We start from the raw sequence: 11,649 nt of genomic DNA on the forward strand, positions 1-11,649 counted from the left end.
TCACGTGCACGCCTCAGGTCGAGGTTCTCCGGCCGAAACCGGCTGCTGCCCGTGTCGGCCGATCAGAGGTCGAGCACGACTTCGGTGGTCGTCGGTCGGCTGCAGCAGACGAGGACCGTGCCGGCCTCGGGGAGTTCGAGGGGTGGGGTGGTGTAGGTGATGTCGCCTGCCACGAGCGGGGTGACGCAGGTGTGGCAGACGCCGGTGCGACAGGACCAGCGGGTGGGGATGTCGCAGGCTTCGGCGAGCTCGAGGAGGGACGCGTGAGCGGGTGACCAGGGGGCGGCGATGCCGCTGCGGGCGAAAGTGATGAGGGGGCCGGTGCCGGTGGGTCCGGGTGGTTGGTGCGGCCGGGTCGCGGCGGCCGGGGCGATGCCGGGGGTGATGGCGGAAAGGGCGCTGAACTGTTCCGCATGGATCCGCTCGGGGCGCAGACCGTGATCGCGCAGGAAGCCGCCGAAGTCGTCCATGAACGCGACTGGTCCGCAGAGATAGGCGTCGGCGTCGGTGGGGATGCCCATGTCCGTGAGCGAGAGGGCGGTCGGCCGGCCTTCGGTGACGTGGGCCTCGTCGGGACGTGGGGTTCCGCGGCTGTAGTAGATGTGCTCGTGCGCTTCGGGGAGTTGGGACAGGAGGGCGTGGGCCTCGTCCGCGAAGGCGTGGTGCGCGCGGTCGTGGGCGATGTGGACCCACCAGACGGGGCGTGGGTCTCGTACGGCGGCGAGTCGGTGGAGCATCGCGAGCACGGGAGTGGCACCGATCCCCGCGGAGACGAGGACGACCGGGCTGGTGCCTTGTTCGAGTACGAACGTTCCGCGCGGGCTGGCGATGTCCACGAGGTCACCGGGGCGGAGCGAGGCGTGGATGTAGCCGCTCACCTGGCCGTGCGGCTCGTGCTTGACGCTGATGCGGTAGGTGTCGGCCGCGGGCATGGCGGAAAGGGAGTAGGTGCGTACGGCGGGGGCCGAACCGCCGGTGGTGAGGCGGATGGAGAGGTACTGGCCGGGGCGGGCCTCGGGGAGGGGTGTGCCGTCGGTGGTGTCGAGGTAGACCGAGGAGATGCCGGGGGCCTCGGGGACGATGCGGGCGATGCGCATGGGTCTGAAGCCCGGCCATCCCGGCGCCGTGGCGCGCTGCTGCGTGCCAGTGTGCTCGCCCGCCCCTCCCGGCTGCTGAGCGGCGGCGAGTTCTCGGAAGGACTGCTGCCATCCGGGGCTGAGGGCGGGGATGCTCAGAGCTTTGCGGAGCTTCGCCGGGTCGCGATCGGGCAGGTAGAGCAGCGCGTCGGTGTCGGCGACGCTGAGCTCTTCCGGGCCCTTGCGGGTCAGGACGATCACGTCGCCGGCCTGGACTCGCCCTTCGCTGATCACACGTAGGTAGAAGCCGGGGCGGTGGTGAGCGACCAGGAGGGAGGCCATGGCGGGTTCCCCCAGGCGCATGCCGACCCGGTAGCAGGTGACGCGAGGCTGGGTGACCTCGAATTCGGCGTCGCCGATGCGGTACCGGTCGCCGATGCACACGTCGACGTCGGGCAGCCCCTCGACGGTGAAGTTCTCTCCGAACATCCCGAAGGTCAGGTCGTCGCGGCCGAGTTCCTTCTGCCAGTACTGGTAGGACTCCAGCTGATAGACGAGGACGGCTCGGATGTCGCCGCCGTGCCCGGCCAGATCGCCCTGGCCGTCCCCTTCCACATTCAGGCTCCGGACCATGCGCGGGCCCTGGACGGGTGCCTTCCACGCTCCGGTGTGGACGGTCCTTCCCTCCCAGGAGACGTCCTTGGGCATCCCTACGTTGACGGACAGCAGCGTCGCCATTTGCGAACCTCCTGCGGGGTGGCCGGCAGGACGACCCCTCATGGCGCTGTGGTCTGTGCGCTGGGGCCGATCCTAGTTCTTGTCCGGTTCCGCCACGATTCCGCGATCCCGGAGTTCGGTGTCGCTGGACGCTAGGACGCTGCAGGAGCGCGGTTTTCGTCCCTCGTGAGGTGGCGTATCACCCACCAGGAAGGGGATCGCGGCCCCGGACCGCCGGGCCACGCAGCGCCCGAGAAACGCTTCTCGGTTACCCGCCGAGGAGCGTGCGGTGCCGGAGAGTGGGGCGATGACAGAGCATGTTCAGGGATCGGACGGATCGGGAAGCGGGGCGACGTCGTTCGGGGTGGAGCGCGATCCGGCGCGGGTGGTCGCGTTCAGCGACGCGGTGATCGCCATCGCCATCACGCTTCTCGTCCTGGAGATCCGTCCGCCGCACGACACCAGCCACCTGCTGCACGGCCTCGCCGCCCTCTGGCCGTCCTATCTGGCCTACGTCCTCACCTTCATGCTGATCGGACAGGTGTGGGCCAACCACCACATCATGTTCGACCACATCCGCAGCGCCGACCGCGTAGTGCTCTTCCTCAACACCCTGCTGCTGATGGACGTGGCGTTCCTGCCGTTCGCCGCCTCCGTGCTGGCCGAGGCGTTCCGTGACGGTCACGGGGAGCGCACCTCGGTCGTCCTTCATGGCGCGGCCTTCGAATTCCTGGCCATCTTGTTCAACGTCATCTGGGGATACGTCCGTCGTGACCGCCGGCTGCTCTCCACCACCATCGACGCGGCCGGCGTGGCGGCCGTCAGCCGGCGCTTCCGGCTCGCCCTTGTATGGCTCGCCGCAGGAACGCTGCTCGGCGCTCTGCTGCCCGTGCTCGGTGTGGCCGTGATCGCCGCCTTCGTCCTCTACTACTGGCTTCCCATCGCGGGCGAGCTCGCGGGGGCCACGCGTGGGCGACGCCGTGACCGCCGGTCGTGAACCGGACGGCCGTCACTTGCCGTGGTCTTCCGCAAGGGGCACGCGGGGCTGCTGCTTCACCGGCGCGCAGCCCACCACCGGGAGTCCTAATCAGCCGCGGCTTCGCGGGTGCGCTGGTAGTGACGCCTCGCCTTCATACGGTTGCCGCACACGGCCATCGAACACCAGCGGGCCTTGTTGGTCTTGCTGCGATCGATGAGGAACAGCCGGCAGTCCGGGTTGGCGCACGGCCGCAGCCGACCGGGCAACGTCTGCTGCACGTCGCTCCACGCCAGAACGGCTCGCGCCGCCGTTCGGCGGTCCGCGGGAATCTCGTCCATCTCCCACGACACGCCCTCTGGCGTGAGACGGGGTCGCGAGGTGAGGCCCTTCAGGAAGGGAGCCAGTGCCGTGGCGGGGCTGTCGCCGCGCACCACGTCCTGAAGTGCGTCGCGGGCCCGCACGAGGCCGTGGATCTCGTCCTCTGCTCCGCTGCCGCCGTGGGCCCGCAGCCAGGACCTGGCCGCTTCCGGATCCGCCAGGTGGTCCTGGGCGACGCCATTGACCACCGGCGTGCTGTTGAGGAGTTCGAGCAGTGTGTCCTGTTCTTCTCGGTCGGCCACCCTCACACCACCTAACTGGATTGTTGCCCTTTGCAGGTTACCCGACGCACTGCAATCTAACCAGGTGGGTAAGTTTCATTGGTTAGCTTCATTTAGCTTCACGGTAGCCACCCAGAACGTGCGCACCCTGACGGCCAGCCCGGCCGGCCGGCTGGCCGGCTCGCCGGCTGGCTGACGATCACGGACGAAGGCGAAGCAGGGCCACATTCCGCTCCGCCACCCAGGTGCGAGCCGACCCGACCGTCATGGCTATCTAACCTTCAAAATGCGCTTGACAGGTTAGATAGAGCGTGCTCGACTGGATATATAACCACTGAAGCACAGATGAAGGGTTAGACAAATGACCTTCCCGGTCCACCACCGCACCGCCACCGTCGACGGCCTCCAGGTCTTCTACCGCGAGGCGGGCGATCCCGAGGCGCCCACGGTCGTGCTCCTCCACGGCTTCCCGACCAGCTCGCACATGTTCCGCCACCTGATCCCGGCGCTCGCCGACCGTTACCACGTGATCGCCCCCGACCACATCGGCTTCGGCCAGTCCGCGATGCCCTCGCTCCAGGACTTCCCCTACACCTTCGAGGCCCTCACCGACGTCACCGCCGGCCTGCTCCAGCAGGTGGGCGTCGACAGGTTCGCGATGTACGTGCAGGACTACGGCGCCCCCATCGGCTGGCGCCTCGCACTCCTGGACCCGGGCCGCGTCACCGCGATCATCACCCAGAACGGCAACGCCTACGAGGAGGGCTTCGTCAAGCCCTTCTGGGACGGCGTGTTCGCCTACGCCCAGGCGCCGGGACCGGACACCGAGGCTCCCATGCGAGGCGCGCTCACTCCCGAGATCACCCGCTGGCAGTACGTGAACGGGGTCGCCGACCCCAGCCTGGTCAGCCCCGACAACTGGGTCCACGACCAGGCACTGCTGGACCGCCCCGGCAACGACGAGATCCAGCTCAGGCTCTTCCGCGACTACCCGACCAACGTGGACCTCTACCCGCAGGTCCACCAGTACTTCCGCGAATCCCAGGTCCCCGTCCTGGCGGTCTGGGGAGCCAACGACGAGATCTTCGGCCCCGCGGGCGCGGAGGCATTCCGCCAGGACCTGCCGGACGCCGAGATCCACCTGGTCGACTCCGGCCACTTCGCCCTGGAGAGCCATTTCGACACCATCACCGAGCACATCCGCGACTTCCTGGCCCGCGTCATCGCCTGACACGCGGAACCCGCAGCGGCCGCGGCGGCCCGCAGACCAGGCGCCTCCCCCGCTGTGGCAGGCAAAGGACTACGCCATGCAACACCTCGCCCAACGCGCCTTCAGCGCCACCCCGCAGACCGTACGCGCCGCCCGCGAGTTCGCCATGCAGGCCCTTGACGGCTGGGGCGGATGCCGACGTGGCGACGACATCCGGCTCTGCGTCTCGGAACTGGCCGGCAACGCCGTCCAGCACGGCAGCCTCGACGGCCACGACTACCTGATCCGCCTCGTGCGGCGCCCGCTGTGCCTCCACGTCGAAGTGCACGACGGCACCCGCCACTCCCCCGTCCGCGTCCCGCCCCGCTCACTCGACGCGGAAGACGGGCGAGGCATGCGCATCGTCGAGGAACTCTGCGACACGTGGGGAGTCCGCACCGACGCGGACAGCAGCAAAGCCGTCTGGACCTGCTTCCGACGGCCCGAAGCCCACATCTCCCGCTGTTCCTGCACGCCCTGACCTTCTCCACGACGACCACACCACCCGAGGACGTGGTCAGCCGCGCCCTCATCCTCCGGAAGGAGCACGCCATGGGACTGTCCTGGCAACAAGGCCCCCTCTCCGCAGGCGCCATCGGACACTTCCTCACGCCCGAACCCCTGCCCGAACGACTCCTGTTCGCGGAGCGACTGCGCCGCCGCATGCGGGTGCGGTTCGCCGACACCTGGGTCGCCGACAGCGAGAACGTGATCCTGCTCCACGAGCCGGGCCGCTATCCCGTCGCCTATTTCCCTCGCGAGGACATCGACCGACAGGCCTTGGTCCCGACCGGCCGGGTCACGCATCACAAAGACCTCGGAGACACCGCCTGGTACACGGTGCACGTCGGAGAGCGCACCACCGAACGCGCCGCCTGGGAGTTCACCGACCTGCCGGGACACGCCGCCGAGCTCCGGGGACGCGTCGCCTTCGCCTGGCGGGCGATGGACGCCTTCCACGAGGAGGACGAACGCATCCTGGGACACGCCGCGGACCCGTACCACCGCATCGACGTCCGTGACACCTCCCGCACCCTGGACGTCCGACTCGGCGACACCGTGATCGCCCGTTCCGAAAACCCCGTCGTGCTCTACGAGTCCGGATTCGCGCCGCGCTGGTACGTGCCGCGCGCCGACATCGACGAGAGCCGACTGCATCCCGTCGAAGGCCAGACCTTCTGCCCCTACAAGGGGCTGTGCGACTACTACGACATCGGCGAAGCGCGCCGCGCCGCCTGGACGTACCCAGACGCCTACCGGGAAGTGGAACGGATCAGCGGCATGGTGTCCTTCGAGGCGGACAAGGTCGAGGTCCACCTCGACGGGACGCGACTGCTCCCCGAACCCGGGCAGAACGTCATCTCACACGGCGTCGACCGCGGCTTGGACGCGAACGAGGCCAAAGCCCGCTGACTCGGGCGCACGCCCGACCCCGTCCGCACCCGGTAGCCGAACTACCCGGGGTCGCGGATGACGAGACACAGGTCAGAACCGTCCGAGACGAAGGCCGGCGCAGGTTCCCGGCCGCTGGGCGGAGCGATCAGAAGGAGGGATTTCCGTGTCGACAACCCTCAAGGACAAGACGGTTCTCGTGGTGGGCCGCGGCAGCGGCATCGCCCGGGCTGTCAGCGACGCCGCCATGCAGGAGGGCGCCCGCGTCATCGCGGCCGGCCGGAACCGGGCAGCCCTGCGGGAAAGTTACCGGCGGAGCGCCGCCACGGTCGCCACGGTCGACGTGACCGACGAGGGCTCGATCACGGCCCTGGCAGCAGAAGTCGGCGTCGTCGACCACGTGGTCTGCGCCGCGTCCGCCCGGGCCCGAGGCGCCGTCGCCGAACTGGAACCCGACGCGATCCTGCGGTCGTTCCACACGAAGGTGGTCGGCCCGATCATGCTCACCAAGCACTTCGCGCCGACCATGCCCGAGAGCGGCTCCTTCGTCCTGCTCTCCGGTGTGGCCGCGCTCGAACCCGACCCCGGATTCCTCGCGGTCGCCGCGACCAACGGCGCCGTCAACACTGTCGTACGTTCCCTGGCCGTGGAACTGGCGCCGATCCGGGTGAATGCGGTCTCGCCCGGCACGATCGACACCGGCGCGTGGGACGCCCTCGGCGAGCAGGGCAAGGCCGAACTGTTCGGCCGACTCTCCGCGGCCAACCCCGCGCGCCGCATCGGCACCCCTGAGGACGTGGCGCACGCGATCCTCTTCGCACTCACGAACACCTTCCTGACCGGCGTCTGCCTCCCCGTCGACGGCGGCCAGCCCCTCGTCTGACCGCGGGGGCCGACAACCAGACCCTGCCTTCCGCGGCCCGGTGACGTACGTCCACCCGGGCCGCGGGCGCGGCCACGCAGACGAATACGGCCAGACCGGCGCCGAGGAAGGCGCCGCCCTCCCCTCGGCGACGCCGGTTCGGCCGGCGAGAGCCAGATCCCATATACGCGGGTTCTTGCCCAGTCCGGCCCGATCATAGTTCACATACAGGGGTGCTGACTCTCTCCATGAACAGAGTCGCAGCACCCGGAACTCCACTTCGTTCCAGTCAAGTGCTGCGGCAAGCCAAAATTCGCCACCTCCGTGTGTTCATGTACATAAACTCGCGCCACGTAGATATACAGCGCGCTGAAGGCCGTGCAACTCTTGCCTCGCCTCTTCATGATCTGTCCCCCACTCGAAACGGCGGGCCCCCATGAGCCTCTCCCGGCGACACCTGCTGACCACCGCGGCCGGCGCCGCGGCCGCGACGACCGCTCTCGCACCCTCCGCGCAGGCCACGCCCTTCGCCGCGGCCCCGGCCCCCGACCCGGCCGAGACCGTACGAACCCTGCGCACGGCGGCGGACTACGCCGTGACCAAGCTGAGGGCGGTCGCCCCCGGCGTCACGTCGTTCCCCGTCATCACGAAGTTCGAGAAGTGGACCTACTCCGACAACGGCGACTGGGTCGGCGGCTTCTGGCCGGGCACGCTGTGGATGGCCTGGCTGCACAGCGGCGACGCCCAGTTCCGCTCCCTGGCCCTCGCCTCGGCCGACCGGCTCGCCCCGCGGCGCACCGACACCGCAACCCACGACCTCGGCTTCCTCTTCTACCCGTCGTGGGTCACCGCCTGGCGGCTCACCGGCGACCCCAAGTGGCGCGACGGGGCGCTCCAAGCGGCGTCCTCGCTCGTCAAGCGGTACAACAGCGCGGGACGGTTCATCCGGGCCTGGGGCGCACTGAACGAAAGCGCCAACGCGGGCCGCGTCATCATGGACACGATGATGAACCTCGACCTGCTGACCTTCGCGAGCAAGCAGACCGGGGACCCGCGCTACCTCGACGCCGCCGTCGCCCACGCCCGCACCGCCCAGCGCTACTTCCCGCGCCCGGACGGCTCCACCCCGCACGTCTACGACTTCGACCCGGCCACCGGCGCCCCCCTCGGCCCCAACACGGTCCAGGGCTACAGCCCGTCCTCCTGCTGGTCCCGCGGCCAGGCCTGGGGCGTCTACGGCTTCACCACCATGCACCGGCGCACCGGCGACCCGCAGTTCCTCGCCACGGCGACGAAGCTGGCGGACTACGCGCTCGGCGCCCTCACCCCCGACAACGTCCCGGTCTGGGACTACCTCGCGCCCCAACAGCCGTACGACATCAAGGACTCCTCCGCCGGCGCCGTCCTGGCATGCGGCCTTCTCGACCTCTCCGCCGCCACCGGCCGCCCCGCCTACCGCGAGGCCGCCCTGCGCATCCTGACCGCCCTCGCCACCACCTGTCTCACCACCCGGTCCACCCGCGCCCAAGCCGTCCTCGCCCGCGCCACCCGCAACCGCCCCGCCGAGGACGGCATCGAGGTCTCCGTCCCCTACGGCGACTACTACCTCCTGGAAGGCATCCTCCGCGTCCTGCGGCCCACCGACGTCGACCGCGCGATCGACCTCTCCTCGGTGTGACAGGCGGACAGCGGGAGCGGCCCGGTCCCGGAATCCGGGACTCTCGAAGGGGTTCCGTCCGGGATCGCGCCCTCCGGCTCCGCCTCACCGGCAGACGGCGGTCGGCAATCGGCAATCGGCAGCGGCAGTCGGCATCCTCATCGTGGCCGAACCCACCTCCGCCACGCAGCGACACCACGCCGCCCGCGCGTCGCGCCCAGCAGCGAGTGCGGCCCTGTCGGATGCCCCGCCCGCGACGGGCCTCGACGCGTTCGCATCGTCGGCACAGCACTAAAGTGAAGCGGTGACCTCTCTGCCGGATGATCCGACGCGACTGATCAGAGAAGACGACCGCGACACGGCCGTACAGCGCCTGCAGGAGGCGTACGCCGAAGGGCACATCTCGCACGAGGAGTTGGACGAACGCCTCCACCGGTCGCTCACCGCCAGGACGCACGGCGAACTCGTGTCGGCTCTGGCCTCGCTCCCGGAGCAGAAGGCGGCCACCACGTCCACGATTGCCGCCGCGAGCGGACGTATCCAGCGGCGCGGCGTATGGCGCGTACCTCGGATCCTCAAGGTCGAGTCCGCGTTCGGGAGCGTGCACTTGGACCTGTCCCGGGCGGTCATCGAGCACCCGGTGGTCGACATCGAGCTGCAACTCGGCACCGGCAAGGCCAAGATCACGGTGCCTCGCGACGCGGTCGTCGACACTGAGGATCTGCATACCGGCTGGAAGGCCTTGCTGTACAAGACCCGGAGTCACCCACGCCCCGGCGGGCCGAGGATCCGGATCTCCGGAACCATGGGGTTCGGACGCTTGAAGATCCGCCACGCCCGGCGTTGAGGCCCGATCCGACGCCGGCTGTCGGAGGCTGTGCGGGGGTGCGTGTGTGCACCCCCGCACACGGCGTTCAGGCTGAGGAGAAGGACGTGCTGATGGCGCCAGGGACGACGTAGACGGCAGACCTCGACTGCGCCGGCCACGTCGGCAAACCATCCGCCCCGACGCCGACCAGGCCTCTTCACACCGTCAGCAGCGCGTTATGGGTACGGGGCTCCCCGTCAAGCATGCGTCAGTGAGGGGACCCGCCCCTGGTCGCGCGGGCTTAGCTTCGTCGAAGCGCCCGGTCGGACCGTCCGGGCGGCGCAGTCGCCTTCTTCGAGGAGCAGCACCATGTCTCCAGTCGATCATGCCGAGGATCCCGAGCCCTCTGAACGCTTCCCGGCCGGACTTCTCTTCGTACCTGTCCGGTCGGGGCCCGCGGGCTGTACGGCCCGATTCTTCCGCACCCCTCTGGGCGGCCGTACGGCCGTAGCCTTCACCTCGGCGGAGAAGCTGACCGCCACGCTGGGCCCGGACCAGGCCAGCATCAAGCTCTCCGAACCCGCGCTGCGCGCGCTCGCCGCGCCTCTCGGTGTCACCGACCTCACCGTCGACCCTCCCCTCTCCGCTCCCGCCGCCGACCGCTCCGCGGCCACGGTCCGTGAGCGCGAGAACTCCTGGCACCGCTGGCACCCCGAGCACGTCGGCGCCCTGCGGGTGACCGGCGCCGCCGCCGTCGTCGCGTGCCTGAATCTGCTGATCGGCTGAGGAGACACCATGTCCATCCAGAACACCCCCCTGCGGGACCCGTCCCTTCGGCAACCGCTCCAGCCCCTGGACGCCGCCGATGTCGCCGACACCAAGGACGCCGACGGTCTCTCCGTCTGGCCCCGCTCCGCCCGGCCCGCCGCCGACGGCGACGTCCAGGTCGGCGGGGTCTCCCTCACCGAGGTCGCCCACCGCTTCGGCACACCCGTCTACGTGCTCGACGAGCAGGAGGTCCGCGAACGCTGCCGCACGTACCGCACGGCGTTCCCCGAAGCCGACATCGTCTACGCGGCCAAGGCGTTCCTGTGCCGCGCGATGGCGCACTGGGTGCAGGAGGAGGGCCTTGGCCTCGATGTCTGCTCCGCCGGAGAGCTCGCGCTCGCCGGCACCACCGGCTTCCCGCCCGAGAAGATCGTGATGCACGGCAACGCCAAGAGCCCAGAGGATCTGGGTGCGGCGCTCGCGCTCGGCGTCGGCCGCATCGTCGTGGACAACACCCTGGAGATCGCCCGGCTGGCCGCGCTCACTCCCGCCGACAGCCGCCAGAAGGTCATGGTGCGGGTGGTCCCCGGCATCGCAGCGGGCGGGCACGCCAAGATACGTACCGGGACCGAAGACCAGAAGTTCGGCCTGTCGATCACGGACGGGTCCGCTCAGCACGCCGTCAGCCGCATCCTCGACCAACCGCGCCTCGAACTGGTCGGCCTGCACTGCCACCTCGGCTCGCAGATCTCCTCCGTGAAGCCCTACGTCGCGGCCATGCGCCGGGTGATCGGGCTGATGGCCAGGATCCGCGACCAGCACGGCGTCACCCTGCCCGAGCTGAACATCGGCGGCGGTCACGGCATCGCCTACCGTCCTGGCGAGGAGAGCCTGGACGTCGGTGTCCTGGCCGGCCGGGTGCGTGCCGAGCTCGAAGACGGCTGCTCCCGCGTCGGGCTCCCAGTGCCCCGGCTCACCCTCGAACCCGGACGGGCGATCGCCGGCCCCGCCGGAGTCGCCGTCTACCAGGTCGTCTCGGTCAAGCGCACCGGGGAGCACACCTTTGTCGCCGTCAACGGCGGCATGAGCGACAACCCGAGGCCCGCGCTGTACGGGGTGCGGTACGCGCCCCGGCTGGTCGGGCGCCCGTCCAGCGTCCCGCCCCGGCTGGTCACTGTCGTGGGCCGGCACTGCGAGGCGGGCGACGTCCTCGCGGAGAACGTGGCGCTTCCCGGCGACATAGCCCCCGGCGACCTGCTCGCCGTGCCTGCGGCCGGTGCCTATCACCTCTCCATGGCGTCCACCTACAACCTCGTCGGCCGGCCCCCGGTGGTCGCGGTCTCCGAAGGCACCGCCCGCGTCCTCGTACGCCGCGAGACGCTGGACGACATGCACCAGCGGGACATCGGGCTGTAGTCCCCGGTCCCGCTCCGGTGTCCCGTCGTGGGGGGCGGGCCGGGCCCCCCCCCCCCCCCCCCCCGCCCGGCGCTGAAAGCATACCCACGCGCCCCCCCCCCCCCGCCCCGGCCCCCCCCCCCGCCC

The 11,649-nt window shown here is 70.1% G+C and carries 11 protein-coding genes; 9 read left to right on the forward strand and 2 right to left on the reverse strand.

Annotated features, from left to right (window positions below; translation table 11 throughout):
• Nucleotides 1-62: 62 nt before the first annotated feature.
• A complete protein-coding gene (locus ACFV0T_RS38045; RefSeq protein WP_385789470.1) occupies nt 63-1,814 on the reverse strand; it encodes an MOSC domain-containing protein in 1,752 nt (583 codons plus the stop codon).
• Between the two features lie 286 nt (nt 1,815-2,100).
• Here ACFV0T_RS38045 and ACFV0T_RS38050 point away from each other — a divergent pair, with 286 nt between their 5' ends.
• Nucleotides 2,101-2,790 (forward strand): TMEM175 family protein, encoded by a 690-nt coding sequence (locus ACFV0T_RS38050; RefSeq protein ID WP_385789472.1) that lies wholly within the window; start codon nt 2,101-2,103, stop codon nt 2,788-2,790.
• Nucleotides 2,791-2,876: 86 nt separating this feature from the next.
• Here ACFV0T_RS38050 and ACFV0T_RS38055 read toward each other — a convergent pair whose 3' ends face one another.
• Complete coding sequence (locus ACFV0T_RS38055) at nt 2,877-3,392, reverse strand: CGNR zinc finger domain-containing protein (protein ID WP_385789473.1); 516 nt, start codon at nt 3,390-3,392, stop codon at nt 2,877-2,879.
• Nucleotides 3,393-3,732: 340 nt separating this feature from the next.
• Here ACFV0T_RS38055 and ACFV0T_RS38060 point away from each other — a divergent pair, with 340 nt between their 5' ends.
• The 8 genes from ACFV0T_RS38060 (at nt 3,733) to lysA (ending at nt 11,523) form a co-directional block, all read left to right on the forward strand.
• Entirely contained in the window at nt 3,733-4,602 is an 870-nt protein-coding gene (locus tag ACFV0T_RS38060; protein ID WP_385789475.1) for an alpha/beta fold hydrolase, read from the forward strand.
• Nucleotides 4,603-4,678: 76 nt separating this feature from the next.
• Nucleotides 4,679-5,101: an ATP-binding protein gene (locus ACFV0T_RS38065; RefSeq protein ID WP_385789477.1), complete on the forward strand. Its 423-nt coding sequence runs from the start codon at nt 4,679-4,681 to the stop codon at nt 5,099-5,101.
• A 71-nt stretch (nt 5,102-5,172) separates the two neighbouring features.
• Nucleotides 5,173-6,033, forward strand: coding sequence for a DUF427 domain-containing protein (locus tag ACFV0T_RS38070; protein WP_385789479.1), 861 nt, complete (start codon nt 5,173-5,175; stop codon nt 6,031-6,033).
• 145 nt (nt 6,034-6,178) lie between these two features.
• Entirely contained in the window at nt 6,179-6,895 is a 717-nt protein-coding gene (locus ACFV0T_RS38075; RefSeq protein ID WP_385789481.1) for an SDR family oxidoreductase, read from the forward strand.
• A 415-nt stretch (nt 6,896-7,310) separates the two neighbouring features.
• Complete coding sequence (locus ACFV0T_RS38080; RefSeq protein WP_385789483.1) at nt 7,311-8,552, forward strand: glycoside hydrolase family 88 protein; 1,242 nt, start codon at nt 7,311-7,313, stop codon at nt 8,550-8,552.
• 283 nt (nt 8,553-8,835) lie between these two features.
• Nucleotides 8,836-9,378, forward strand: coding sequence for a DUF1707 domain-containing protein (locus ACFV0T_RS38085; protein WP_385789485.1), 543 nt, complete (start codon nt 8,836-8,838; stop codon nt 9,376-9,378).
• Nucleotides 9,379-9,708: 330 nt separating this feature from the next.
• Complete coding sequence (locus tag ACFV0T_RS38090) at nt 9,709-10,125, forward strand: SAV_915 family protein (RefSeq protein ID WP_385789487.1); 417 nt, start codon at nt 9,709-9,711, stop codon at nt 10,123-10,125.
• Nucleotides 10,126-10,134: 9 nt separating this feature from the next.
• Entirely contained in the window at nt 10,135-11,523 is a 1,389-nt protein-coding gene (gene lysA, locus ACFV0T_RS38095; protein ID WP_385789489.1) for a diaminopimelate decarboxylase, read from the forward strand.
• The last annotated feature ends 126 nt before the right edge of the window (nt 11,524-11,649 follow it).

Origin of the sequence: Streptomyces sp. NPDC059582 (genome assembly GCF_042735715.1) — a bacterium.
GTDB lineage: Bacteria > Actinomycetota > Actinomycetes > Streptomycetales > Streptomycetaceae > Streptomyces.